Raw genomic sequence first — 25,099 nt, 5'->3', positions numbered from 1 at the left:
GTTGAAAATAGTGGGTTGAGCGCTATGGATATCGCAGAAACTTTGTCATTTCGAACGAGGTACGAGGAGAAATCTTCTACGGTGTAAGTATCGCTTGCAGAAGATTTCTCCTCGCTATCGCTCGTTCGAAATGACAGGGCGTTTTTATTTTCTTTTTCCCTTTCCTTCGGAGAGGGGGTTGGGGAGAGGCTTCTACACCATCCTGTTCCTCTTCACCAGATAACTCTTTAAAATATGGTTATACCCTTGCGAAATATCAGCATCAATTAACTCCACGCCGTATTGGGCGCATTTAAGTTCGAGCTGATGGCGATACTGATGTAAAGCTGCGCGGTAATTATCGCGGATCTGGTTGGGGTGCACGCGCATTTCGTTACCGGTTTCCATATCTACAAAATGGTGCGGGCGGTTATCAAAGTTGAAATCGAGTTCGTGCTGTTTATCTACGACATTAAATATCAATATCTCATGCTTGCGGTAGCGCAGGTGCTGGATAGCGGCGAAAAGAGCTTGTGTTTTTTGCTCGCTCATGCTATTCTCCAGCATGTCGCTGAAGATGATCACCATTGAGCGCTGGTGGATCTCATTGGCTATATAATGCAGCGTTTGGCTGATGTTAGTTGGTGTATTTTGCTTAGGCTCGTCAAAAGCTCTCTCCAGCTCGGCATACAAATAAAACAGGTGTTGCGATGTGGAGCGGGCGGCACTTATCCAATCCATTTGATCAGAAAACAGACAAAGCCCAAATGCATCCCGCTGCTTTTTGAAAAGATAAATAAGCGAAGCAATGGCATAAATAGAAAACTGCAGCTTGCTCTCCCCTTTCTCAGGAAAGTTCATGGATGATGAAGTATCCAGCAGCAGGTAACAGCGCAGATTGGTCTCTTCTTCAAACTGTTTAACAAACAATTTATCTGTACGGGCCAATAATTTCCAGTCGATATTTTTTACCGATTCACCATTATTGTACAAACGATGCTCGGCAAACTCCACCGAAAACCCATGAAACGGACTTTGGTGCAGGCCGGTTATAAAGCCCTCAACCACCTGCCGGGCAAGCAGCTCCAGGTTGGCCAACTGGCGTATATGCTGATCGTTACTGAGTTGAGGCATGCGTTAAAATCTCGTATAAACCACCGCCTGCACAATGTGGTTGAACACATAAGCTTCGGCTTGTTTAATGTATTGGTTCATATAGCCTACTTCAAGGTCCATCTTTTTGTGCAGGCGATAACCTACGGCCACGTAAGCACGGTTCTGGTCAAAGAAGTGTTTGTTCACTTTGTCTTTGTTCTGTACGTTTACAAACACCTCGTTTTGTAAACCAAGGAAGGGGCCTTTGGTGAATGTTGTTGAATCGTTACCCAAGGGCACAATGGCACGTGCAAAATAGCGGAAACGCTGGGCAAAGTAATGGTCGTTCTTATTGGTGGTATTACCCAGGTAGCGCTGCTCTAACCTAAGCCTATGCTGCAGGGTTGATGTTTTGCCGATCTTTGTGTTGATGATCAGCTGCTCCCAAGTGCGGCTCTCCGGGCGAAAGGTTTTGTTGCCCGCAGCATCGCGGCCATTGGCGGTTACGTAGGCATAGCCCAATGCCCCCATCTTATTCCCGTCAAAATAATAATTCACTGATGGCCTCAGCAGGATGTTCTGCACATAATTAAATTCATCTGCAGAGCGCACCTGCCCATCAAACGACAAGCCCCAATGCTTCCCGAAACGCTGGGTATGGAACCATGCGCCCCAGCCGGAGAAACGGTTCTCCTGCGCAAACAGCTTTACCGGCGATAGCAGGATGATGAGCAGGAGTATCTTGAGTAGCTTTTTCATAGGTTATTGTTGGAGTACTAAAATAGAAAATCCCCGTCAAATGAACGGGGATCGGGGATAAATCTTATTGTGATATACAACTTGTCATTTCGAACGAGGTACGAGGAGAAATCTTCTACAGGCGATACTTACGATGCAGAAGATTTCTCCTCGCTGTCGCTCGTTCGAAATGACATTATTGGTGTGTGTCTAATCCTTAAACCTCACCAAATTCTTCCTGCCGATATCATACACCAACCTGAAGGCTTCCTGGTTGCTGCTGAAGCCCGGCGAGTTGTGCAGACTAAAAACGAACTGTCCCTTTAACCCTTTGGCGCTGAACGGGGTAATAATAAAATCTAAACGGTTATAGGTTTTAAAACGGTAATAAGCATCGCCATAATCAATATGGTGGCCATCGCCTTTGTAGAACTCATCATACAGGGCAACTCTCCAATAACTTAAATACGCACTGGCAACAAAGCCCGTAGGCTTCTGAAAACCATCCACTCCGCGGATACGCTCTAACGACATCATGCCACCTGCCTCAACGTTTAATGAATCCAGAAAGGTTTTGTGGCTGAAGTTAGCACCCAATTTTACTTGTATGGCGCCGTTATCTTGTATATGATCATTAGGGTCTGGCGTAGCGGTCCCGGCATCATGCAGCATAAAAGCATAGTGTGCCAAATAAAGCGGTCCTTTTTTCCATGGTTGATATTTACCCGAGAAACCGAACAGGAACTGTTCGCGGTCGGTAGCAGTTTGGCGGCTCACCCAGTCTATCCAGATGGTTTCGGTAACGTGCTCGTTCTTAAAACGCGCGGCCATACCTTCTACATTGGGGCGGTAATATCTCAAGGTATCGTTGAGCATGGCACGTGGGTAATCGGTAAGTAAACCCTCGCGCGAGAAAGCGCCGATATTGAACAGCCAGTTCTTGTTAGTAAAGCTGTAGTAGATCACCGGGTTAACTTTTACAAAAAATGGCCTGCCACCAAACTCGTGCAGCATGTTGGCGCCTGCAATAAAGTGGTTATTGCTATCCAGGTTAAAGCCTACATCAAGTGTGGTACGGATACCTGAGTAAGTGCGCGAACGTTCAGGAAACTCCTTATACTCGCGGTTATCAAAAAAGCCGAAACCGTTTAAATGGAAATCAACATTCTGGGCTTTGGCCGCACCTGCAGATAGGATCAGAAACAGGAAAAGGACGTGTAATTTTTTTATCATCGAGAGTATTTTATTCAACGGTTAATTTAATAAAGCGGCTGTTACGGCTACCTGTAAACGGCTCGGTACGCAGCGAGAAAAACAGATCGTACTTACCTTTCTTTTGCGGTGCAATGGCCGTAATTTTATAATGTGTGCTTTGGCCTTTTTGTAAACTTATACGGTTAAAACTGTCATCTGCCTTTTGTATATCAACCGGTGTGGTGTGTATAAAAAAGCAGGTTTCCAGGTAAACGGCATGCTTTGCGCCAAGGTTGGCAAAATTAATATCGAAAGGATATGGGTTAGTTATCGTTAAGTCAAATTGTAATTTTTGCCCCGGTGCCACTTTCATCTCTTTAACATCAACACTTATAGGTACTTTTTGATAAGTGCGCACATCATCTACCCAGCCGCCGTACCATAAGCCGGCGCGGTCTTGTATGGTATCCTGTGTTACGGCAGGGTTGTTCCAGTTGAGCAGCAGATAAATGCGCTTATGCTGCAGACTATCCTCAATAGGCCAAAGGCTAAACTGCGTACGGCGATAATCGCGCGCATCGTAACTTAAGCCGGTGGTGGTATTGTTGTAAAAATCGTACTTAGCGGGATTCTGAAAACCCTCGCTCATGATGAGGTAATGGTTGCCTACCTTTTGCTTAACCTGTTGTGCCCACTCCTTAAAACCATAATAGCTTTTAAACTGCTCTACTTTCATAAGCCATACCGGGCCAAAGATGAGACTCACTCTCAGCGCAAAAATGAAAACTACGTTAGCAACCGCCAGGCGTTGCAGCCATACGTAGGGCCTGCCCACTTCTGTAATAGATATCAGGGCCAGTATTACAAGAGGTACAAACGCTATTAAAGTCCAGTGCGGTTCTACAATACCTTTGAGGCTGTTTAGCAGAAAGAAGATGAACGTACCGGCAGCATTAACCAATAACCCGCGTTTAAAAGTATCAGTAGCGCGTTTGCGGAATGCTGCATAAAAAACAAACCAGCCAATAAAAGGCCCGCCCATGGCAAACTGGGCCGGGATATAGCTCAAAGTTTGGTCGATTCTGTAACCGGCTTCAGACCTATCAAACAAGTGATAATTAATTGTTGGATAGCCATTATTTACCTGCCATAAAATATGCGGGATAAACAACACCGTGGCCACAATCGCCATTAACCAAAAGCTTTTGCGTTTGAGCAATGCCGGGTTAGAGATGATGGTAAAACCGATAACCAGTACTGCATGATATTTACTGTATAACAAGCAGGCGATGATGAGCGCCAGCAGAAGCGTCACCTTTATATTATCGTCCTCAAGATATTTTTTGTAAACGTAAAAAAACAGCACGGTGAACAAAAACAGCGGCACATCGGGCGTGGTAGTAAAGCCGTAAATGTTAAAAATGAACATCCCCGAGGCGATGAGCATGAACCATTTGGGCTTAACGCCATATTGCTTTACAATGAGCCAAAGGGTATAAATGGCTATACTGCTGCAACAAATGGTTAATAAACGTACACCGAACTCATCCTGGAATAGGGCGTATCCTGCTTTGATGAACAGCGCCACCATTGGTGGGTGGTCAAAATATCCCCAGGCTAAAAAGCGGGAGTAGATCCAGTAGTAAGCTTCATCGGCGTGCAGCTCCAGCGTGGCCGACTGGATGATATTGAACACCGTCCAGCACAAAATAAATAAGCCTATAGCCCTGTTACTTTGTTTTGCCGTTGCAGTGTTTTCCATCGGCTACAAATGTAAAATAAATGCGGCAAGCAACACACAGCTTATCATGCAGATTATTTTACATTTGATAACAGAAAAACATAACCCACTATGCTTGAAACACAATTAGAAATTATGCGTAAGCCACGCATAACCATCTTAAAAACGTTAGAAGAATTTACTTTAGATCAGCTGAACACCATCCCCGCAGGTTTCAACAATAACATTATCTGGAACCTTGGCCACATGGTTGCCGCTCAGCAAGGCGTTTGCTACAAACGCGCCGGGCTGGATACCAGGGTTGATGAAGCTTTCTTTAACCGATACAAATCTGAAAGTAAACCCGAAGGCCCAGCCGATGAGCAGGAATACGAATTGATAAAAACCCTTTTTATGACCAGCCTTGATCAGCTTGGTGAAGATTATAAAGCCGGCATCTTCGGCAATTACACCACCTGGACCACCCGTTACGGCTTCTCAATGAGTACCATTGACGATGCCCTTGCCTTTTTGCCTTTCCACGAAGGTTTGCACATTGGTTATATTATGGCGATGAGGAAGTTGGTGTAAGGGACAAACAAATCATGTCATTTCGAGTGAGCAGAGCGTAGGCATCGCACGTTGGGGCGACGAGAAATCTTGTTACTCTGTAAGTACTGAATTTCACAATAACGGGATTTCTCCTCGCAGCCGGCTCGTTCGAAATGACAACTTTTTTGTCATTCGCTCTCGTTCAGCATGACAAGTGTAAATCTATACTGCTAAAATCACTGCCTGCAAATCAGCAACTCTTTTAAATCCTTTATCCATAGTAAACAAAGGCAAGTCGTAGTAGATCGCTGTTGCCGCAATCACCGCATCGGGTAATTTGATTTTTGTTTGAGATCTAAGTTTGATGGTTAACTCTTTGATCGCCGGCTCAATATCTACAATATGGCACTTAGATAAAAAATCTCTCAGTAAATCGTTGTCGGTTATAGACAGTCCGGGAAAACTTAATACTTCAATTTCGGAGATGATAGAGACGAAAAGATTGCGGCCATCAATAAGTTGATGGACTTCATCAACTCCATTAAACAGGTTAATTATTAATGAGGTATCAATAACAATACTATCTCCACTCATCGCGTGTCCTTAATTGATACGCCAATCCGTCCTCACCAAACTTTACCTTACCAAAGTATTTTTTAAGATCAATAGGTTCTTTCTTTGTAGAAAGTTTATCCAACTCCTTATCCAGTTGGCTACGGGTAGTGTTCTTATCTATTTCTATTACTTTGCCCATATTCAAATATACCTAATAAGCATTAAACAAAAAAGCCCCCGAAATTCGGGGGCTTTTCTTATTCTATTAAAAAGGCTAATTAAACGCCTAATAATAATCTTGCAGGGTCTTCAAGCAGTTGTTTGACACGTACCAGGAAGCTTACCGATTCGCGGCCATCGATGATGCGGTGATCGTAAGATAACGCCAGGTACATCATCGGGCGAATTACCACCTGGCCGTTCACTGCTACAGGGCGCTCAACAATGTTGTGCATACCCAGGATAGCCGATTGTGGCGCATTGATGATAGGTGTTGACATCATTGAACCAAATACACCACCGTTAGTAATAGTAAATGTACCGCCGGTCATTTCGTCGATGGTCAGTTTGTTTTCGCGGGCTTTACCTGCTAAAACAACAATGGCTTTCTCAATTTCGGCAAGGCTTAAGCTATCAGCATTGCGTATAACCGGAACAACCAAACCTTTAGGAGCCGATACCGCGATAGACACGTCAGCGAAGTTGCTGTAAACAATTTCTTCACCTTCTATACGGGCATTTACAGCAGGCCATTCTTTCAGTGCCTCGGTAACTGCTTTGGTGAAGAACGACATAAAGCCTAAGCCAACGCCGTGTTTCTCTTTAAATTTATCTTTGTATTTACCGCGCAGTTCCATGATCGGCGACATATCAACCTCGTTAAAGGTGGTTAACATCGCGGTCTCATTTTTAACGGCAACCAAACGCTTAGCTACGGTTTTACGCAGCGAAGACATTTTTTCACGGCGATCTGTACGTGCGCCTTGTGCTTGTGGGGCAGCAGTTGCAGGAGCAGAAGCAGCAGGCTTTTGACTTTCTGCCTGAGGCTTCGGACTTCCAGCTTGTGCGCCAAGTGCATCACCTTTAGTGATACGGCCATCAACACCAGAACCATTTACAGAAGCAGGATCAACACCTTTTTCTGCCAATATTTTTGCAGCAGCAGGCGATGGTGTGCCCGATGCATAAGTAGTACCTTTTGACGGAGCATCCTGCGGCGACTCGTTCACTTTATCTGCAACGGCAGGCGTTACAGGTGCCGGAGCAGAACCCGCAACGGCGCCTTCAATTTTGCAAACTACAGCACCAATGGCTAAAGTATCGCCTTCGTTAGCTAAAGTTTTTAAAGTACCTGCTTTTTCGGCAGTCAATTCAAAAGTTGCTTTATCTGATTCCAGCTCGGCAATGGCTTCGTCCATCTCAACGGCTTCGCCATCTTTTTTGATCCAGCGTGATAAAGTAACCTCGGTGATAGATTCACCAACCGGCGGAACTTTTATCTCGATAGATTCGCCGCCAGCCTGCGGAGCAGGTGCAGGGGCGTTGGCAGGGTTCTCAGGGCTTTCGGCTTTAGCCGGAGCTGCATCAGCTGATGCAGATGCAGCAGGTGCACTTGCAGCAGCGCCACCCTCTTCGATAGTTGCTACAACAGCGCCGATAGCTAAAGTATCACCTTCGGCAGCTGCAGTTTTTAAAGTTCCTGCTTTTTCAGCAGTAAGCTCAAACGTTGCTTTGTCTGATTCCAGTTCGGCTATCACCTCGTCCATTTCTACATGGTCGCCATCCTTCTTTTTCCAGGATGCCAGGGTTACTTCGGTAATGGATTCGCCTACCGGCGGAACTTTTATTTCTAAACTCATATTGTTATGGATAGTAGTTGTTTTGTTAAGTCTGGAGTTTTGGGTCTTTAGTCTGAAGTCAGTAAAAAGTCCTAAGCGTTACTTTTGACTTTTTACTTTTAACTTTTGACTTAGAATCAATCCGCTCCGGCGTTAGCCATTTTCTCGGTTGTTTTTTCGATTTTTTCTTTAACCTTTTTGCCTGCAGGTGCTTCAAATGCTTTTGATACTATGTGCGCCTGTTGTGCAGCATGTTGTTTAGCAAAACCGGTTGCGGTACTGCTACCCTCTAAACGAGAGATAACACGCAGGTTCAAATATTTATCATCATGGAACTTACGGCAGATGTACGGCCATGCACCCATGTTCTCAGGTTCTTCCTGCACCCAGATAAACTCTTCGGCTTTCTCGTATTTAGATTTCACCTTTAAGATCTGCTGAACCGGTGTAGGGTACAATTGCTCAACACGAACAATGGCAACATCCTTACGTTTGTCGGTCTGTTGTTTCTCTAACAGGTCGTAATATACTTTACCGGTACAAAGCAGTACGCGTTTTACTTTTTTAGGATCAACGTAGTTATCGTCAATCAACTCGTGGAATTTACCGCCGGTAAACTCATCAAGCGGCGACATACAGTTAGGGCTGCGCAGCAAGCTCTTTGGTGTAAAGATGATCAACGGCTTGCGGAAACTGCGGTGCATCTGCCTTCTTAAAATATGGAAGAAGTTTGCAGGTGTAGTACAGTTGGCTACCTGGATGTTATCATCGGCACAAAGCTCTAAGAAACGCTCAACACGTGCTGATGAGTGCTCGGGGCCCTGGCCTTCGTAACCGTGCGGCAACAACATTACCAAACCGTTACCACGCTGCCATTTTGTTTCGGCACTGGCAATGTACTGGTCAATAATGATCTGTGCACCGTTAAAGAAGTCACCAAACTGTGCTTCCCAAATGGTTAATGCATTAGGGTTAGCCAAAGCGTAACCATATTCAAAACCAAGCACACCATACTCAGATAATAATGAGTTGTAGATGCTCAGCTTAGCTTTATTGTTGATGGTCTCCAGCGGGGTGTACTCTTCTTCAGAATCGGCCAGAGTTAATACCGCGTGGCGGTGCGAGAAGGTGCCGCGTTTAACGTCCTCACCGCTTAGCCTTACCGGGAAACCTTCTTTTAACAAGGTACCGTAGGCCAATTGCTCGCCCATTGCCCAGTCAAACACTTTGGTTTTGTTCACCATGTTCTGGCGGTCTTCAAACAATTTCTCAATTTTCTTGAAGAACACTTTATCTTTTGGCAGCGTAGTTAACGCGTTACCAATTTCTGAGATAACCTGTTCGCTTACCGATGTATCAGGCGTGCTGATAAACTCGCTGTGGTTAGCCAGGTGTAAGCCTTTCCATGCGCCTTCAAACATCGGAATGGTATCGGTAAACCTGTCTGCCGCTTTAGCCTCATCCAGCATTTGCTGCAGCTCGGCGCGGAAGGTTTTCTCCAGATTTTTCACATAGGCCTCATCAACAGATTTTTCGGCAACTAATTTTTTGCTGTAGATCTGCAGCGGGTTAGGGTGTGCATCAATCGCCTTGTACAATACCGGCTGAGTGAATTTTGGCTCATCTGCCTCGTTGTGGCCATAACGGCGGTAACAAAGAATATCGATAAACACATCCTCATTAAACACTTGGCGATATTCCATTGCCAGGTTAACTACATAGGCTAATGCCTCAACATCATCACCGTTTACGTGGAACACCGGCGATAATACAGTTTTAGCCACATCAGTACAGTAAGTACTTGAGCGGGCATCTTTGTAGTTGGTGGTGAAACCTATCTGGTTATTGATCACCAGGTGAATAGTACCGCCTGTGCTGTAGCCATCCAGTTTCTCCATTTGCAACACCTCGTAAACAATGCCTTGTCCGGCAACTGAGGCGTCACCATGTATCAGTATAGGGGCTATCTTAGAGTGATCACCTTTGTATTTAAAGTCAATTTTTGAACGGGTGATACCTTCTACTACAGGATCAACCGCTTCAAGGTGCGATGGGTTAGGGCAAAGGCTTAAGTGAACCTTTTTACCATCCTTGGTCTCCACATCGGTTGAGTAACCTAAGTGGTACTTCACGTCGCCACCGAAAGATTGTGATGAATCGTAGTTTTTACCTTCAAACTCAGAGAATACCTCTTTATAGGTTTTCTCCATGATGTTGGTTAGCACGTTTAAACGGCCACGGTGAGCCATACCGATGATAAATTCTTCGATACCCAACTCTGAGCCTTTTTTAACAACTGAATCCATTGCAGGGATCAGTGCCTCGGCACCTTCTAATGAGAAACGTTTCTGGCCCAGGAATTTGGTACCCAAAAAGTTCTCGAACACAACCGCTTCATTCAGTTTTGAAAGCATTGCTTTTTTCTCATCCTGAGAGAAAGAAGGTGTGTTGCGTTTTTTCTCCATCCTGTCCTCAAACCATTTCAGTTTTATAGGATTACGGATGTAAGTATATTCTGCACCAATAGCCTGGCAATAGGTTTGCTCAAGCAGTTCGCGGATATCGCGCAGTTTGGCAGGGCCTAAGCCAACTTCAACACCGGCATTAAATACGGTATCCAGGTCGGCATCGCTTAAACCAAAAGTTTCAAGTTCCTTACCCGGAAAGTACTTGCGGCGCTCGCGTACAGGGTTGGTTTTAGAGAATAAATGGCCGCGTGAACGGTAGCCATTTATCATGTTCAATACATTAATTTCTTTCTGGAAATGCTCCGGGGTTTCGGCTCCGGCAACACCTGCAGCAGGGGCATTATCCTGGCCAAATTGAAATCCTTCAAAGAATTTTTGCCAGCTGTAGTCTACTGATTCAGGGTCTTGTTTGTAGGCTTCGTATAATGAGTTGATGTGGTCAGCGTTACCGCTGTTTATATAATTTAGGCGATCCATGAGATAGCTATGTTGTAAGACGTTGCAAAACTAAGCATAATAGTACAATATGCCATATTTATATGTTATAACTTTTTGTAATAACTGTGGTTTGATAAAAGAAATATTTAAAGGTTTAGATGAGCAGGAAAAAAACGGCTCAAAAACCTTTAGGCAGTGGTCGAAATTCCATCCGTAGCGGGTGCCCAGGTACCAATGTAATCATCATCAGACTGTGCCGATTTTGCTGCGTTAAAGAAGCGGTTGCTCTTGGTATCGTTACCCACGCCTGCCACAAATGCCCAATTGCCCCAGTTGCTTGCCGGCGAGTAATCGATAAGCTTCTCTTCAAAATACAAAGCACCTTTTGTCCAGTCTACCTGCAGGTCTTTTATCAAATAGGCGGCAACGGCCTGCCTTGCATAGTTGCTGATGTAACCGGTAGCGTTTAACTGGTGCATGGCAGCATCGATGTATGGCTCGCCGGTTTGGCCTTTCGTCCAGCGTTCAAAAAGTTCGTCCTGGTTATCTGCAATATCGGGTGCGCTGCCAAAACCTTCTGAGCGGAAGAACTGCTGCCCATGCTTTTTAAACATAAAGCGGAAGTAATCGCGCCAAAGCAGTTCCAGCATCAGCGGGTCGGCGTTTTGCAGGTGGTTTTCTTTCTGATGATTTAAAACTTCCCAGTAAACCTGGCGGGTTGAGATACAGCCCACTGCCAGCCAGGGGCCAAGGCCTGATGAATTGGGCTGATTACGGATAGCTGTATTAGAAAGGTATGCGTGCAAGCGTTTCAAAGCCTCGGTTTCGCCACCAATTATTTTATCGCCGGCGCGGGGATCATCAATGGGTTGTGGAACACCAAGCTCTTCCAATGTTGGCAGTTCGCCTGCATCGGCTATTTCGGGAACAACTATATTCTCAGGCGCGGCAACCACCGGGCGAACGGTGCTATCGCGCTCTACTTTCTTTTTAAAGGTCACAAAGCTATCCGGGATATCCTTTATCGGGAAAGGCAGGTCCTCTTTGTGGTACATAGTATGGCCGATGAAGTGTTTCAAATTCAGCTGCTTTTTCCAAAGCGCTTCTTCTACCCTTTCAGATACGGTGGTCTCATCAGGTGCAACCTCGCGGTGATGATAAACTTCGCTTATTTGAAATTCTTCGGCTAATTGAACAAGCACTTCGGCAGGGTCGCCGGTGCGGATAACAAGCTCGGCACCAAAGGCCTGCAGGTTTTGGCGCAGGTTGGCAACAGACTCTAACAGGAAACGGGTGCGGAAACTGCCGGTTTTGCAACCACCACAGGCACCGGTTTTAAAGTAGAACGGATCAAAGATAAATACGGGTAAAACCTTATCAGCCCGGCGCACGGCTTCAGACAATATTTCATTATCGTGTATGCGCAGGTCATTTCTAAACCAAACCAGTATAGTCTTCTCACTCATATATGAACTACTAATCTAACCTTATTTAGATTGATTACAAAAATGGCGATTATTTATTTCTTCTGCACTTTTCGCTGCAATATTTGACATCGTCCCAACACTTAGCCCATTTTTTTCGCCAGGCGAAGGGTTTATTGCATACAAGGCAAATTTTTGAAGGAAGATATTGTTTATTGCCCTTGTCTTGCATAGTTGCTACTGTTATGAATCCATTGATTGAAGCCGACAGCATTTGCTTATCGTCTTCCGGGTGTCCACGTTCACGCGCATGAACACGATAACCGTCGGCTGAAGCCGACGGCAATGATATTACTTATTATATTCATTGCCTTCCCATGAATGCGACGGCCTGCCTACTTATCTTTCCTGCCTCGTAGGGACTACCGCTTTGTAGTCCACAACCGCCAATGTATTTTGCTCCGTAGGAGCTACCCAATCAACAGGTTTAAATTTCATCACCATCCCATTCATGGAACGGCCGCGAACATGCATCTGTTATCTCAAAGTAAAACTAAAACAAGCATTGTACCGTTATTAATTAACAACCTTATCTTTAACAATAAACCCCAGCAAACATGGCAACTACCGAAAGCATCCAGAAAGCATATATCGATTACGTGCTCACCGAGGGCCAGCAACCCAACTCTGTTTACGTTTTTGCAAAGAAGAATAAAATGGCCGAGGACGAATTCTACCGTTTCTTTGGCTCGTTTGATGCCGTTGAGCAAAGCGTATGGACGGGCCTGATGGAACGTGCCCTAACCGAGATACGCGCCCAGGAAATTTGGCCACAGTATACCGCCCGCGAAAAAGCTTTATCTTTTTTCTACAGCTTTTTTGAGTTGCTAAAGGGCAGCCGCAGTTTTGCGGTTTACAGTATTAAAAAGCACCGCAGCTTAGGCACGCCAAAAGTGCTGGAGCCTGCCAAAGATATTTTTGAGGATTTTGCTACCAACATCCTTAACGAAGGACTGGAAACTGCAGAACTCAGCGACCGCAAATTCTTCAGCAAGCGTTACAAAGATGCGCTATGGATCCAGTTTGGTTTTGTGCTGAACTTTTGGATAAACGACGACTCAGCCGGTTTCGAGAAAACCGACGAGGCCATTGAAAAAGGCATCAACGTAACGTTTGATCTTTTTCAACGTTCGCCGATAGATAACTTGTTTGAATACGGCAAGTTTCTGGCGAAAAATGGCGGATTGAAAGAGAAGATGGGGTTTTGAGAAGAAGCCTCTCCCCAAACCCCTCTCCGAGGGAGAGGGGCTTTAAGCCATCACGTCATTACGAGGAACGAAGCAATCTCCGAACTATACAGAGCGGCTCTGCATATCAAGGATTGCCACGCTATCGCTCGCAATGACGGGGTGGGCAGAACGCGGTTAGATTCTTCGCTCTCGCTCAGAATGACAAATTGAACACCAACCATTGAACACCAACCTACCCTACCTGGCTGCCATTTTTGATATGGATGGCACCATCATCAACAATACACCGTACCATTTTCTGGCCTGGCAGCAGCTGTTTAAACTGCATAACCTGCCCCATCTTCAAAAGGAAACCTACCTGCAACAAATAAGCGGCGTGCCGATCATTAATACCGTTCGGCAGTTTTTTGGTGGAGATATGGATGAAAAACAACTGGCTGATGAAAAGCAGCGCTTATACCAGGAAGCTTTTAAACCTTATCTGCAGCCGATAAATGGTTTAGAAAATTTTCTGGCAGAACTGAAGGATGCCGGTGTTAAAATAGCCCTCGCTACTTCATCAAACCAGCCGGATATTGATTTTATATTTAACAGCATCCCGATAGGCCAATATTTTGATGTGTTGATTACCGGCAACATGGTGAGTCAGCCCAAACCGTCGCCGCAGATATTTTTGAAGGCGGCCGAACAGCTGGGCGTGCAGCCTGATAAGTGTGTGGTGTTTGAAGATTCGCTGATGGGCTTACAAGCCGGCCGCAATGCAGGCATGAAGGTTGCAGGTATTACCACAAGCCACAAAGCAGATGTGATTGACGGCCTTGCTGATATTGTATTTGACGATTACAGCGAACTGAGTTTGCAAAAACTGGCAGGCTTAGTTAGTTAAATTAATTACCAGCGTTAGAATTGACTCACCCGGTCTACACTACGCTGGACCACCCTCTCTGCTGCAAGCAGCAAAGAGGGTAAAGAAATTTAAAATAAAGTTTTCTCCTCACCCTCTTTTCGCGCAGCGAAGAGAGGGTCGACAAGCGCAAGCGATGTCGGGGTGAGTAAACTCTGCGAGCGATTCAATAAGGGCTGGCAGCGATGTCGAGGGTGAGTCAATTTTAAGGATACAACAAAATGAGCAACGAAGAAGCTAAAGAGCAAAACAGCATACCCACCGGCAAAGTTGAGCGCAGTGCCAAGTTTGTAAAAACCGGTTTCAAAATAGGCGGTAATTATATTAAGCACTACTCCAAAAAGCTCTTCAACCCCGACCTGGATCGCAGCGAGTTGAACGAGGATAACGCAACGGACATTTATCAATCATTAAGCGAGCTAAAGGGCAGCGCCCTTAAAGTTGCGCAGATGCTGAGTATGGATAAGAACCTGTTACCGCAGGCTTATGTAGATAAGTTTAGCCAATCTCAATATAATGCACCGCCGCTGTCGGGACCGTTGATCGTGCAAACATTTAAGAAATACTTTGGCAAAACGCCCGATCAGATCTATGATAAGTTTAACATCCGCTCTACCAATGCAGCCTCAATCGGCCAGGTACACCAGGCAGAGCTTGATGGTAAAAAACTGGCTGTAAAGATCCAGTACCCCGGCGTGGGCGATTCTATATCATCAGACTTAAAACTGGTAAAACCTTTCGCCTTCCGCATGCTGGGTATGAGCGAGAAGGAACTGGACGTGTACATGAAAGAGGTGGAAGAACGCCTGCTTGAGGAAACCGACTACGAACTGGAAGTTCGCCGCTCTATCGAGTTTTCTATCGCCTGCAAAATACTGGATAACGTAGTGTTTCCTGATTATTACCCCGACCTATCCAGCAAGCGCATCATCACCATGGACTGGTTGGATGGCATGCACCTGAAAGAGTTTTTGGCCACCAACCCATCGCAGGAACTACGTAACCGCATTGGGCAGGCACTGTGGGATTTTTACAATTATCAGCAGCACGAACTCCGCGCCGTACACGCCGACCCGCACCCAGGTAATTTCATGATCACTACGGATGATAAACTGGGCGTGATAGATTTTGGCTGTATTAAGGTAATGCCCGATGATTTTTACTATCCCTTCTTCTCCCTCACCTCAACTAATTTATTTGAGGATAAAGAAGAAACTATTAAAGCCTTTCGCAAACTGGAGATGATATTACCTAATGACACGCCTCAGCAAATAGAGTTTTACCACGGCATGTACAAGCAGATGATAAGCCTGTTTGCCAAGCCGTACATCACCCCTACTTTTGATTTCAGCGATAAAACCTTCTTTGATGACCTGTTTGGCTTTGGTGAGAAAGTTTCAAAAATGCCCGAGTTTAAGCAGGCCCGCGGCGTAAAGCACTTTATCTATGTAAACCGCACCAATTTTGGGCTATATAACATACTGCATGATCTTAAAGCTTTTGTAAAAACAGATACTTACAAACCACATGTAGAGAACGGGCGTAATTAACAAAAACATCATTTTGCGGGTTCAGGAAAAATACTACTTTCGCGGCAGTATTTGACCTAACCCTAATTATGAAGAAATTTCTGTTGGCGGGTTCTATTTTAACCGCCCTTTCCTTTTCGGCGCTTACGTCTAAAGCGCAAAACGATTCAACTTATTTTGATCTTGGCCGTGTAAGAGTAAAAAAAGATTTTACCCAGGCTGTAACCGTCAAAGGTGCCGATCTGGAGCGATATCCGTTCACAAATATTGCCAGTGCGCTTAATGTTTGGTTTACCGGTATTTATCTTGATAGCCAAAATACTTTGTACGTTATTGATGGCAATCTCATAAATGATATAAACAGCTATAGCGTACAGGATATTGAGGAAGTATCGCTAATACAAAACGCACTGGTACAAGTTAATGGTGCTTATCAGCAAAAGCAACTTGTTGCAATAACTACCCGCAGGCAACATGCTCAAAACGCAGGTGTAAGGGTATCGGCCATGATAAATGCTGTTGCGCGCAGCCACGATAAGGTATCAGACCAAATGCCAGACAATGGTAAAACTACAGTAAGTACTTATCACGAGTACAATGTTGCGGCGTTTAAGAAAAACGAGACCTCGCGTTTTGGTTTATCATTTAACTACCAGCACGATGTGCAGCCATTGGTTTACGACAAAACCATCTACACCGATATCACCAACAAGAACGACCCACGCTTTAACCGTGTAAGGCTGTTTGGTTATGCCGAAAAACAAGTATTTGCAGGTACCGTTGCAGGTGTTAAATTGGGCTACGCCAACCAAAAAGGCACCGAAGCTTTAGGGAACTACAGCAATCAGCTTAAACAAAACTTTTTTAGCGCCGAGGCTTATGTAAACAGCAATATTTATAAGGGCCTGCGTAATAGCCTCAATTTGGGCTTTAACAACAATCGCCCTTCGCAGGATGACAGGGTAATAGTTGATCCTAACGCTACGCCCGATGTGCAAACATCATCATATAAAGCTACCTCGAGGCAGTTTTTGCTTCGCGATAATTTAAGCTACAATGTTAAAGCAGGCGATGTGGAGATAGAGCCTATGGTAAACTTTAGTTACCAGCACACAAATGATACGCTTAGTCTCATTTTTACGTCGCCGTTCAACTCCGGCTCAACCAACGAGGCGCGTTTTACAACAACACAGCTAATGCTAACGCCATCTATCAACCTAAGCTACAAAAACATAGCAAACTTGCAGGGTGGTTTCACACGCATGTTAAAAAGCAAAGCAGCGTATGTTAACACCCCTAATTCGGTAGCGCCACCAACGCCCGAAAATAAAACTCTGCCCTTTGTTACCGGTAGTGTTAACTCATCAAACTTTATCCCTGCTTTAAAATTAACGGTATATGGGTCTTACAGCAAGTCTGTACCAACTTTAGATAATGTTAATTCACTGTATACATCAAGCACAAGTTTCTCAAACCTTGCAGATGATAACCTTGTAACCGGCTTATTTAATATACCGGTAAACGCGTACACCAACAAAGTAGGCAATACCATTAACCTTGGTGCTAAGGTTGATGTGTTGAACAATAAATTAACCATTAGCTATAACCACGAGAAAAGAAAATATGACCTGCTTGCCCAATACATGGACAATTTTGGGAACGTTTACTTTTACAATCCTGATGCTACCTACAGATCGCACAGGGCCGAGGTTAGTGCGCGCATTATTGATGCCGATAAGCTACGCCTTATCAGCAACCTTAACGCAACACATATTGAAACAGAGTACGCCGAATCAACGCCGTTCCCTGCAGCTACATTTGGCAAAAAAATATGGAGCGGCGGATGGGCCAACAGGTTAAGTGCAGGTAAAATATTTGCCGGTATTGATATGCTTTACCTGTTCAGCGTTAAAGAAAATTATCCACTATCAAACGTTTACAATAAGTTGAAACCGTTATCGCTGCAAAACATTTATTTCGGTTACACCTTTACAGTGCCTGTTGTAAAACAATTACAGGTATTTGTTAATGCCCGTAATATGTTACACACCGTAAACTCGGCCTTAACAGATAACCGTTACTTTATAGGTGGCGGCGTAAGCGCAGCATTTTAACACCTGTAATTTTCAGTATAAAAAAAGCAGTTACAAAACGTAACTGCTTTTTTTATGCACTATAAGTGATTAAGAAATATTTCCTGGCAAGCTTAACTGTTGTAACCGGCAAATGAGGCAATAACGGCAAATAAAACAGCTATTACCCAGCTAATATCGGCCCTGGTGGCCCATATCTGCACATCGGTTAAACGGCCGGTGTGCGCAAAAGATTTAGCCCTGTACCGGCAAAAAACGGCAAAACCCGCAATTGCCAAAACAGTAACAACAGAAGCGGCAATTAAAAACAATTCAAAAGTACGCGTAAACATCATTTCATAAACTCCTTTTGTGGTAATACGTACAATAACTACAAAGTGTGTCAATTGTTTTTGTAACATAGTTGTTATGTAAATGTTAACTGTTGCGCATAATATCAAACAACCTGTAATGCCGCCTGTTGTCAAAATCGGGCTATATTAGCAACACTTTAACAAGGCATGGGCAACAAAAATATTCTCATAACAGGTGGCTCGGGGCTACTGGGCAAGCATTTAACTGATGCATTACTGGAGCAGGGCCATACGGTTAGTCACCTGTCAAGGCAAGCCGGTAAAAATCCCAACGTAAAAACGTTTTTGTGGGATGTGAACAAGCGCGAAATTGACCCCGCCTGTATTGATGGCGTTGATACCATTGTTCACCTTGCCGGGGCAGGCATAGCCGATAAGCCCTGGACGCCCGAACGCAAAAAAGAGATAGTTGAAAGCCGTACCGAATCTATCAGATTGATATATGGTTTGATGAAACAAAAGCCCCATAATATATCATCGGTGATATCGGCATCGGGCATTAACTATTACGGAGACAGCGGCGATAAACTTTTGGAAGAAAGTGACTTGCCGGCTAATGACTTTGTAGGCAATTGCTGCGTTGAGTGGGAAAAAGCAGTTGATGAAGGTGCGGCGCTGGGCCTGAGGATAGTAAAATTCCGCACGGGGGTTGTGCTTACCAAAAATGGTGGCGCACTGCCCAAACTGGCCATGCCGGTGCAACTATATGTAGGCTCGCCGCTGGGTAGCGGAAAACAATGGATTCCCTGGATCCATCCGCAGGATGTAACGGATATGTATTTATACGCGTTAAACACGCCCGAATTAGCCGGTGCCTTTAACATGGTTGCCCCTAACCCTGTAACCAATAAGCAACTTACAAAGGCCGTTGCAAAAGAATTGCACAAACCGCTTTGGGCACCAAACGTACCTGCGTTTTTAATAAAATTATTGTTTGGTGAGATGGCCGTATTGGTTTTAGGCAGCACCAAAGGATCGGCACAAAAAATACAGGCGAGTGGGTTTAAATTCAGTTATCCTGATGTTGAATCGGCCTTGAAAGAAATTTATGGATAAGAAACAGCCCGTAAACATATTTTGGTTTCGCCGCGATCTGCGGATAGATGACAACGCCGGATTATACCACGCCTTTAAAGGTGAGCACCCCGTACTGCCCATTTTTATTTTTGACCGCGAGATACTCGACGACCTGGAAGATAAGGACGATGCCCGGGTAACTTTTATTTATGAGGCTCTTGAAGGCATCAACAAAGAGCTGCATAAACATCACAGCGGTTTGTTAGCCGTTTATGATAAGGCCCTGCATGCCTGGAAAAAGCTGATTGATGAGTACAACATCAAAACCGTGTACACCAATCACGATTATGAGCCATACGCCAAACATCGCGACAGCGAAATAGAAAAGCTCTTTAAAAAGCACGATATCGAGTTTAAAACATATAAGGACCAGGTTATATTTGAGAAGCAGGAAGTGGTGAAGGACGACGGCAAACCCTACACCGTTTTTACGCCATACAAAAACAAATGGTACCAAAAGCTGAAGCCGTTTTATTTAAAAGCGTACCCAACCACAAAATACTTAAAGAACCTGCTGCATTTTAAGGCCCCACATATCCCTTCGTTAAAAGAGATGGGCTTTGAGAAAAGCAACCAGAAATTTCCTGATAAACAATACAAAGATGTTATTGCCGACTACGGCAAAACCCGCGATACGCCTTCCATAAAAGGCACATCGCACATTGGCCTGCACCTGCGCTTTGGTACGTTAAGCATACGCCGTTGTGCTGCTGATGCACATAAGGCACATGATAAAACCTGGTTGAATGAATTGATATGGCGCGAGTTTTACTCCATGATACTCTATCATTTTCCGCAAACTATGGACCACGCTTTTAGGCCCGAGTATGACCGCATAAACTGGATAAACGATGAAAAACAGTTTGCTGCATGGTGCGAGGGTAAAACCGGCTTCCCTATTGTTGATGCCGGCATGCGCGAGTTAAATGCCACGGGCTTTATGCATAACCGGGTGCGCATGATAGTTGCCAGTTTCCTGGCTAAAGACCTGTTGATAGACTGGCGTTGGGGCGAGCGTTATTTTGCCCGCAAACTATTGGATTATGAGATGGCCAGCAACGTAGGCGGCTGGCAATGGGCAGCCGGCAGCGGTACTGATGCAGCGCCCTATTTCAGGATATTTAACCCTGATAGCCAAACTAAAAAATTTGATCCCAAACTGGAGTACATAAAAAAATGGGTGCCGGAATATGCTGACTTCAGCAAATATCCAAAACCCATTGTTGACCACGCAGCAGCACGCGAACGTTGCTTAAAGGCTTTTAAAGTTGCTTTAAACAAGTCCTGAAAAAAGCAGAGGGGATTAAAGCAGTAACATTACTGATTTTAATCCCCTCTTTATTTTTGGTATTAATCTTATTACGGCTGCGTAACAGATGTTATCTGCATCTCAAAATGTAAGACTGAATTAGGCGGGATAGCGCTATACTGAAACCTGCCATAACCTATAGCCGATGGGATAAACACTGATATTGAAGTGCCGGTGGTACAGTGTTTGGTAAGCACATCTTTAAAACCATCAATAGTACCAAATGGTGTCATGGTGGTTGCTGTTGTTTTTGCAGCGTTATCAAACTCGGTACCGTTTAGCATACTGCCCACGTATGTTAGCTCAACGTTTGAGTAATCGCCTATATCACCAATAGTACCGGTACCTTGTGTGTTTATTTTGTAGTAATACCCCAGCGGGTCTTTAGTGTAACCACTTAAACTGTTTGCTGCAAAATATTTGTTGATAGATTCATCATCATATTGAGCCTGATCTTTAATAACATGTACATAGTAATCAAGGCTTTGGTTACCTGCAATACGGCCGCTTGAGGTTACGCTACCAACACCAAAACCACGCACGCCATAAGCCAGGCGCGAAGGTACAAGCACACGCATGCTGCCACCCGGGTACTTCAACAGGTCATGTATGGCTAATTGCAAACCCTGTGGGTAACTGCTGTTAACAAAATGGCCAAGGTAATCATCAAAGTGGTTTAATATCGTATCGGTTGCTACGTATTTACCATCCATTGATTTTAGGGTGTAAACTATTGATATCTTGTCAGAATATTTTAACGAGTCGGGGCCGGTGCTTGGGTTACCCGGGTTAATTATTTTGTAGTAAATACCGGTTGCACCGTCAGCTATCTGGGTTTCATCTTTTGTAAAGCCGGTAAGGCCGTTTGCAGACATGTAGGTTTGTATCTGCGCATCATCATACTGTTTTATATCAGGCTGATTATCGTCATTTTTTCTACAAGCGGTTAAACCCGCAAAAGCAAATAGTAAAAGCGTAAAAATTCTTTGTTTCATTAAATCAGTTCGTTACATTCAAAAGTTCAATCTCAAAATCGCACACCGAGTTTTTTGGCACCCCGAGGCTATCCTGATCATAAGGGCCGTATGCATAACGCGATGGCGATAGGATACGTATTTTACCACCCTTTTTTATTTGCGGTATAGATAGTTTCCAGGCACGGATAGTTTCGCCCAAAGTAAACGATGGGTGAAAATTATTGCTTTGCCCAAATACCTTTCCGGTTGTTAATATTTTAGCAGTATAGGCCACCGTTACACGTGTAGAGTTCGAAAATATATCGCTGCCGGATCCGGGCGCCAAAACCTGGTAATAAATACCTGTGGGTACATCAATGCTATCCACTTCCTGTACCAGGTCGCGCAAGTTATGGCTGTCTATATAATCCTGTATAATACCGTTATCTACGGCTGCCTGGCTACGTTCTATAGCAATAGCATCATATCCTTTTTTGCACGAAGCAAAACAACCTGCAAACAGCAATAATATCAACAGAACCCTATTCATGTAAGTTATAACGACAAAGTTATCGTTTTATATCGCAAAAAATGCAGCTTAACACTTTTTAACACTCTTAGGAGATAATGAGAATAAGATCAGGGCTTGTAGTTAAGGGTGAGCTGGTTTATTTTCCTCAGCATTTCGGTCAGGTAGGCCCTGTCGGCCTCGCTTATGTGCGAGTTTAAATAGTTGTTGAATTGCTTAACAACATTCTTGGCTATCTGCCTTTTCTCTTTGCCCAGGTCGGTAAGGTATATTTTCACCGAGCGTTTATCGCCCTGGTTTGATGCACGGTATATCAGGCCCGATTGCTCCAGTTGGTTAAGCATACGCGATAAACTGGTTGATTTAAGGCCAAGCAAAGCAGCCGCCTGTGATACGGTTGTACCCTCTTCATCAATATTGATGAGCAGGTAACCTATAGACTGGGTGAAACCAAACTCGGTTACCGTTTGGTTGTACCGGTTGGCAACGGTTTGCCAAACTATCTTCAAAAAATAGTCGATAGTTTCCTGCTGTTTTACACTGCTTCGCATAAAGCACAAACTTAATATTTTAAATGAATACTACGTAGTTCATAGATAATAGTTAATGGTTCATAGTAAAACAACCAAAACGCTAACATTTCTATTTACCCGCTGCACTCTTTTGACTTTTGAATTTTGACTTTTGAATTAATACCCAACGGTCGTATCATCCCCTCTCGGGTCGGCGCCGCCTTCGTAGCCCTGCGGGGTGGCGAGTATGGCATCAACCCGGCCTATGGCGCCGCGTGGCGTAAGTTTATAGCCTTTCTGCTGCAGCTTTTCTTTTGTTATGTCGTCAAGTGCACCTGCCTCAACAGCAACTTCATCAGGCAACCATTGATGGTGGAAACGTTTTGAAGTAACTGCTTGCTGCAGCCCTTGGTTAAATTCTACCACATTCAGTATAGTCTGGAAAACGGATGTAATAATGGTTGAGCCGCCCGGTGTTCCTACCACCATAAATAATTTGCCATTCTTCTCTACAATCGTTGGCGTCATGCTGGAGAGCATGCGTTTGCCGGGTTGTATGCTGTTAGCTTTACCACCAACCAGGCCATACATATTGGGGACGCCCGGTTTAGAGCTAAAATCGTCCATCTCGTTATTCAGCAAAAAACCTGCACCCGCAACAAATATGTGCGAGCCGAAGGAGTCATTTAAAGTAGTTGTAATAGATACCGCGTTGCCGTCTTTATCTACAATAGAGTAGTGTGTGGTTTGGTCGCTCTCGTAGCCCATAAAGCTGCCAGGTTGTATGGCAGTGCTCGGTGTTGCCGCATCCCAGCTAAAGCTTTGCATGCGGGCATCAATATATTTGGGGTTCAGCAGGCTATCCGCCGGCACCTTAAAAAAGTCGGGGTCGCCAAGGTATTTTGACCGGTCAGCGTATACGCGGCGCTCGGCTTCAACTATCAACCTAACAGTACTATCGCTGTTAAAACCCCAGCGGCTCAGGGGGTATTTCTCTACCGAATGCAGCAATTGTACCAGCGCTATCCCCCCGCTTGATGGCGGCGGCATGGTGATAATGCGGTACTCTTTATAATTGCTCAGCACCGGTTTGCGCCAAACCGAGTGGTAGTTCTTCAGATCGGTTTTAGTGAAAAGGCCGTTGTTCTTCTTCATCTCGGCAACAATCAGATCGGCAGTTTTACCATCGTAAAATCCGTCGCGGCCTTTATCTCTTATCAATTCAAGCGTATGGCCAAGGTCGGTTTGTATCAGCAGGTCACCTTCCTGCCAGCCGCCTTCTTTTAGCAGATAGCTTTTGCCCGGGTTGAGTTTTTTAAATTCGTTTGCTGCGCGATTAAGATCTGATGCCAGCCTTTTGGTCACCTTAAAACCTTTAAGCGCCAGGTCAACCGCTGGCTGCACTAACTCAGTCCACTTTAGTTTACCGTATTTTTTGTGTGCCTCGTACAAGCCATCAACCGCCCCGGGCACACCCGAGGCTTTGTGGGTGTACAAACTCATATCAGGGACGATGTTACCGGCACTATCCTGATACATTTTTTCACTCGCCTGCGCGGGGGCTTTCTCACGAAAATCAAGTGTATTGGCCTCGCCTTTTCCCGAGCGATAAACCATAAAACCGCCACCGCCAATATTGCCTGCCTGCGGGTGTGTTACGGCTAATGCAAATTGCACTGCAACAGCTGCATCAACTGCATTACCACCTTTTTTCAGCACTTCAACCCCGGCTTTTGACGCATCTGGATAGGCACAAACCACCACTCCGTTTTTGTAAGAGAGAATGGATGGCTGCGCAAGGGCTACACTGCATGTGCTTACCAGAAATATAAAGGCATATTGCAATACAAAGTTGAACTTCATGAGGGCAATTTATATTATTTACATCTTAAAACAGCTGTGGATATGTTGATTTTTTTACTGTTTAATATCAGCCCGATACCCTATGTTTGCCCCCTTATTTGCGGCGGCATAGCATAAATACAGCTTTACGCCGTTAACAATGCATATTAAACTCAACAACATTTACATCTTTAAAATGAAAAAATTCGTCCTTTCGGTAATAGCACTTTGCTCTTTTTTACTGGTAACCAGCCGCTTACAGGCCCAGGATTACAAAACCGCAGTAGGCCTTAAATTTGGCGGTTATGAAAATGGTATCTCAGGTAAATTTTTCCTGGATGAGGGTACCGCCATTGAAGGCCTTGTTGGTTTCCGCAGCCATGGCGTAGTGTTTTCGGGCCTGTATGAGCTGCACCAATCAGCCTTTAACACTGCCGGACTAAAATTCTACTACGGTTTTGGTGCCCACTTGGGTAGCGTAGGCAGCGGCGTTTACAAACGCTTTGGCGGCGATGATAAAGTTTATAACGATAGCCATATTTTGCTGGGTGCCGACGGTGTTTTAGGCCTCGAGTATAAAATCGACCAGGCACCTGTTGCCATAAGTTTAGACCTTAACCCGCGTGTGGAATTAGCTACCGGGCCTTTTTTTGATATTGCGCCGGGCCTGGGGATAAAATACACTTTCTAAAACAAAAACCTCACTTAATACAAAAGCCGCCCCGGTATGCCGGGGCGGCTTTT

23 protein-coding genes are annotated in these 25,099 nt (G+C 44.7%); 8 read left to right on the top strand and 15 right to left on the bottom strand.

The features are described 5' to 3' along the window. Positions 1-192 precede the first annotated feature (192 nt). The 4 genes from D0C36_RS21310 to D0C36_RS21295 form a co-directional block, all read right to left on the bottom strand. Complete coding sequence (locus D0C36_RS21310; protein WP_117393750.1) at positions 193-1,113, bottom strand: DUF58 domain-containing protein; 921 nt, start codon at positions 1,111-1,113, stop codon at positions 193-195. Positions 1,114-1,116: 3 nt separating this feature from the next. Further along, positions 1,117-1,833: a DUF2490 domain-containing protein gene (locus tag D0C36_RS21305; protein WP_117393749.1), complete on the bottom strand. Its 717-nt coding sequence runs from the start codon at positions 1,831-1,833 to the stop codon at positions 1,117-1,119. A 189-nt stretch (positions 1,834-2,022) separates the two neighbouring features. Next, positions 2,023-3,045, bottom strand: a complete 1,023-nt coding sequence (locus D0C36_RS21300; RefSeq protein ID WP_117393748.1) for a hypothetical protein — start codon at positions 3,043-3,045, stop codon at positions 2,023-2,025. A gap of 10 nt (positions 3,046-3,055) precedes the next feature. Beyond that, positions 3,056-4,768, bottom strand: coding sequence for a glycosyltransferase family 39 protein (locus tag D0C36_RS21295; protein WP_117393747.1), 1,713 nt, complete (start codon positions 4,766-4,768; stop codon positions 3,056-3,058). 90 nt (positions 4,769-4,858) lie between these two features. Between D0C36_RS21295 and D0C36_RS21290 the strand changes: the two genes are divergently transcribed. Beyond that, the gene (locus tag D0C36_RS21290) at positions 4,859-5,317 is read left to right on the top strand and encodes a DinB family protein (RefSeq protein ID WP_117393746.1); all 459 of its coding nucleotides are present in this window, start codon (positions 4,859-4,861) and stop codon (positions 5,315-5,317) included. A 183-nt stretch (positions 5,318-5,500) separates the two neighbouring features. Here the strand turns inward: D0C36_RS21290 and D0C36_RS21285 are convergent, their stop codons facing one another. The 6 genes from D0C36_RS21285 to D0C36_RS21265 all read right to left on the bottom strand — a co-directional run bounded on the left by D0C36_RS21285 (position 5,501) and on the right by D0C36_RS21265 (position 12,233). Then, positions 5,501-5,872 carry a type II toxin-antitoxin system VapC family toxin gene (locus tag D0C36_RS21285; RefSeq protein WP_117393745.1) on the bottom strand — a complete coding sequence of 124 codons (372 nt, stop codon included), beginning with the start codon at positions 5,870-5,872 and terminating at the stop codon, positions 5,501-5,503. After that, entirely contained in the window at positions 5,859-6,032 is a 174-nt protein-coding gene (locus tag D0C36_RS24615) for a hypothetical protein (RefSeq protein ID WP_158557175.1), read from the bottom strand. Before D0C36_RS24615 ends, D0C36_RS21285 begins: the two co-directional genes overlap by 14 nt. 79 nt (positions 6,033-6,111) lie before the next feature. After that, complete coding sequence (gene odhB, locus D0C36_RS21280) at positions 6,112-7,692, bottom strand: 2-oxoglutarate dehydrogenase complex dihydrolipoyllysine-residue succinyltransferase (RefSeq protein WP_117393744.1); 1,581 nt, start codon at positions 7,690-7,692, stop codon at positions 6,112-6,114. Positions 7,693-7,808: 116 nt separating this feature from the next. Further along, positions 7,809-10,616 carry a 2-oxoglutarate dehydrogenase E1 component gene (locus D0C36_RS21275; protein WP_117393743.1) on the bottom strand — a complete coding sequence of 936 codons (2,808 nt, stop codon included), beginning with the start codon at positions 10,614-10,616 and terminating at the stop codon, positions 7,809-7,811. 149 nt (positions 10,617-10,765) lie between these two features. After that, positions 10,766-12,043, bottom strand: a complete 1,278-nt coding sequence (locus D0C36_RS21270) for a DASH family cryptochrome (protein WP_117393742.1) — start codon at positions 12,041-12,043, stop codon at positions 10,766-10,768. Between the two features lie 49 nt (positions 12,044-12,092). Continuing rightward, positions 12,093-12,233, bottom strand: coding sequence for a DUF2256 domain-containing protein (locus tag D0C36_RS21265; protein WP_117393982.1), 141 nt, complete (start codon positions 12,231-12,233; stop codon positions 12,093-12,095). A 385-nt stretch (positions 12,234-12,618) separates the two neighbouring features. On the opposite strand from D0C36_RS21265, the gene D0C36_RS21260 reads away from it, so the two are divergent. The 4 genes from D0C36_RS21260 to D0C36_RS24610 all read left to right on the top strand — a co-directional run bounded on the left by D0C36_RS21260 (position 12,619) and on the right by D0C36_RS24610 (position 17,798). Then, complete coding sequence (locus D0C36_RS21260) at positions 12,619-13,269, top strand: TetR family transcriptional regulator C-terminal domain-containing protein (RefSeq protein WP_117393741.1); 651 nt, start codon at positions 12,619-12,621, stop codon at positions 13,267-13,269. 202 nt (positions 13,270-13,471) lie between these two features. Beyond that, entirely contained in the window at positions 13,472-14,137 is a 666-nt protein-coding gene (locus D0C36_RS21255) for an HAD family hydrolase (RefSeq protein ID WP_117393740.1), read from the top strand. A 239-nt stretch (positions 14,138-14,376) separates the two neighbouring features. After that, positions 14,377-15,705 (top strand): ABC1 kinase family protein, encoded by a 1,329-nt coding sequence (locus tag D0C36_RS21250; protein ID WP_117393739.1) that lies wholly within the window; start codon positions 14,377-14,379, stop codon positions 15,703-15,705. Between the two features lie 68 nt (positions 15,706-15,773). Then, positions 15,774-17,798, top strand: coding sequence for an autotransporter domain-containing protein (locus tag D0C36_RS24610; RefSeq protein ID WP_158557174.1), 2,025 nt, complete (start codon positions 15,774-15,776; stop codon positions 17,796-17,798). Between the two features lie 92 nt (positions 17,799-17,890). Here the strand turns inward: D0C36_RS24610 and D0C36_RS21240 are convergent, their stop codons facing one another. Then, positions 17,891-18,178: a hypothetical protein gene (locus tag D0C36_RS21240; RefSeq protein WP_117393738.1), complete on the bottom strand. Its 288-nt coding sequence runs from the start codon at positions 18,176-18,178 to the stop codon at positions 17,891-17,893. 99 nt (positions 18,179-18,277) lie between these two features. Here D0C36_RS21240 and D0C36_RS21235 point away from each other — a divergent pair, with 99 nt between their 5' ends. Both D0C36_RS21235 and D0C36_RS21230 read left to right on the top strand, forming a co-directional pair. After that, the gene (locus D0C36_RS21235) at positions 18,278-19,186 is read left to right on the top strand and encodes a TIGR01777 family oxidoreductase (protein ID WP_117393737.1); all 909 of its coding nucleotides are present in this window, start codon (positions 18,278-18,280) and stop codon (positions 19,184-19,186) included. Next, positions 19,179-20,495, top strand: coding sequence for a cryptochrome/photolyase family protein (locus tag D0C36_RS21230; protein WP_117393736.1), 1,317 nt, complete (start codon positions 19,179-19,181; stop codon positions 20,493-20,495). The genes D0C36_RS21235 and D0C36_RS21230 overlap by 8 nt, the downstream gene beginning before the upstream one ends. A 71-nt stretch (positions 20,496-20,566) precedes the next feature. Here the strand turns inward: D0C36_RS21230 and D0C36_RS21225 are convergent, their stop codons facing one another. The 4 genes from D0C36_RS21225 to ggt all read right to left on the bottom strand — a co-directional run bounded on the left by D0C36_RS21225 (position 20,567) and on the right by ggt (position 24,376). Beyond that, complete coding sequence (locus D0C36_RS21225; RefSeq protein WP_117393735.1) at positions 20,567-21,511, bottom strand: FKBP-type peptidyl-prolyl cis-trans isomerase; 945 nt, start codon at positions 21,509-21,511, stop codon at positions 20,567-20,569. A gap of 4 nt (positions 21,512-21,515) precedes the next feature. Beyond that, the gene (locus D0C36_RS21220; protein ID WP_117393734.1) at positions 21,516-22,022 is read right to left on the bottom strand and encodes an FKBP-type peptidyl-prolyl cis-trans isomerase; all 507 of its coding nucleotides are present in this window, start codon (positions 22,020-22,022) and stop codon (positions 21,516-21,518) included. An 89-nt stretch (positions 22,023-22,111) separates the two neighbouring features. Further along, positions 22,112-22,552 (bottom strand): MarR family winged helix-turn-helix transcriptional regulator, encoded by a 441-nt coding sequence (locus D0C36_RS21215; protein WP_117393733.1) that lies wholly within the window; start codon positions 22,550-22,552, stop codon positions 22,112-22,114. Between the two features lie 138 nt (positions 22,553-22,690). Beyond that, positions 22,691-24,376 carry a gamma-glutamyltransferase gene (ggt, locus tag D0C36_RS21210; protein ID WP_117393732.1) on the bottom strand — a complete coding sequence of 562 codons (1,686 nt, stop codon included), beginning with the start codon at positions 24,374-24,376 and terminating at the stop codon, positions 22,691-22,693. A gap of 175 nt (positions 24,377-24,551) precedes the next feature. Between ggt and D0C36_RS21205 the strand changes: the two genes are divergently transcribed. Further along, positions 24,552-25,046 (top strand): hypothetical protein, encoded by a 495-nt coding sequence (locus D0C36_RS21205; RefSeq protein WP_117393980.1) that lies wholly within the window; start codon positions 24,552-24,554, stop codon positions 25,044-25,046. Positions 25,047-25,099: the final 53 nt, after the last annotated feature.

It is taken from the genome of Mucilaginibacter conchicola (assembly GCF_003432115.1).
Lineage (GTDB): Bacteria > Bacteroidota > Bacteroidia > Sphingobacteriales > Sphingobacteriaceae > Mucilaginibacter > Mucilaginibacter conchicola.
This window is presented reverse-complemented; position numbering and strand designations above follow the sequence as displayed.

What these genes read in the sequence shown, in the direction of transcription:
- D0C36_RS21310 (WP_117393750.1), bottom strand. Translation starts at nt 1,113, where the DNA reads ATGCCTCAACTCAGTAACGATCAGCATATACGCCAGTTGGCCAACCTG.
- D0C36_RS21305 (WP_117393749.1), bottom strand. Translation starts at nt 1,833, where the DNA reads ATGAAAAAGCTACTCAAGATACTCCTGCTCATCATCCTGCTATCGCCG.
- D0C36_RS21300 (WP_117393748.1), bottom strand. Translation starts at nt 3,045, where the DNA reads ATGATAAAAAAATTACACGTCCTTTTCCTGTTTCTGATCCTATCTGCA.
- D0C36_RS21295 (WP_117393747.1), bottom strand. Translation starts at nt 4,768, where the DNA reads ATGGAAAACACTGCAACGGCAAAACAAAGTAACAGGGCTATAGGCTTA.
- D0C36_RS21290 (WP_117393746.1), top strand. Translation starts at nt 4,859, where the DNA reads ATGCTTGAAACACAATTAGAAATTATGCGTAAGCCACGCATAACCATC.
- D0C36_RS21285 (WP_117393745.1), bottom strand. Translation starts at nt 5,872, where the DNA reads ATGAGTGGAGATAGTATTGTTATTGATACCTCATTAATAATTAACCTG.
- D0C36_RS24615 (WP_158557175.1), bottom strand. Translation starts at nt 6,032, where the DNA reads ATGGGCAAAGTAATAGAAATAGATAAGAACACTACCCGTAGCCAACTG.
- odhB (WP_117393744.1), bottom strand. Translation starts at nt 7,692, where the DNA reads ATGAGTTTAGAAATAAAAGTTCCGCCGGTAGGCGAATCCATTACCGAA.
- D0C36_RS21275 (WP_117393743.1), bottom strand. Translation starts at nt 10,616, where the DNA reads ATGGATCGCCTAAATTATATAAACAGCGGTAACGCTGACCACATCAAC.
- D0C36_RS21270 (WP_117393742.1), bottom strand. Translation starts at nt 12,043, where the DNA reads ATGAGTGAGAAGACTATACTGGTTTGGTTTAGAAATGACCTGCGCATA.
- D0C36_RS21265 (WP_117393982.1), bottom strand. Translation starts at nt 12,233, where the DNA reads ATGCAAGACAAGGGCAATAAACAATATCTTCCTTCAAAAATTTGCCTT.
- D0C36_RS21260 (WP_117393741.1), top strand. Translation starts at nt 12,619, where the DNA reads ATGGCAACTACCGAAAGCATCCAGAAAGCATATATCGATTACGTGCTC.
- D0C36_RS21250 (WP_117393739.1), top strand. Translation starts at nt 14,377, where the DNA reads ATGAGCAACGAAGAAGCTAAAGAGCAAAACAGCATACCCACCGGCAAA.
- D0C36_RS24610 (WP_158557174.1), top strand. Translation starts at nt 15,774, where the DNA reads ATGAAGAAATTTCTGTTGGCGGGTTCTATTTTAACCGCCCTTTCCTTT.
- D0C36_RS21240 (WP_117393738.1), bottom strand. Translation starts at nt 18,178, where the DNA reads ATGTTACAAAAACAATTGACACACTTTGTAGTTATTGTACGTATTACC.
- D0C36_RS21235 (WP_117393737.1), top strand. Translation starts at nt 18,278, where the DNA reads ATGGGCAACAAAAATATTCTCATAACAGGTGGCTCGGGGCTACTGGGC.
- D0C36_RS21230 (WP_117393736.1), top strand. Translation starts at nt 19,179, where the DNA reads ATGGATAAGAAACAGCCCGTAAACATATTTTGGTTTCGCCGCGATCTG.
- D0C36_RS21225 (WP_117393735.1), bottom strand. Translation starts at nt 21,511, where the DNA reads ATGAAACAAAGAATTTTTACGCTTTTACTATTTGCTTTTGCGGGTTTA.
- D0C36_RS21220 (WP_117393734.1), bottom strand. Translation starts at nt 22,022, where the DNA reads ATGAATAGGGTTCTGTTGATATTATTGCTGTTTGCAGGTTGTTTTGCT.
- D0C36_RS21215 (WP_117393733.1), bottom strand. Translation starts at nt 22,552, where the DNA reads ATGCGAAGCAGTGTAAAACAGCAGGAAACTATCGACTATTTTTTGAAG.
- ggt (WP_117393732.1), bottom strand. Translation starts at nt 24,376, where the DNA reads ATGAAGTTCAACTTTGTATTGCAATATGCCTTTATATTTCTGGTAAGC.
- D0C36_RS21205 (WP_117393980.1), top strand. Translation starts at nt 24,552, where the DNA reads ATGAAAAAATTCGTCCTTTCGGTAATAGCACTTTGCTCTTTTTTACTG.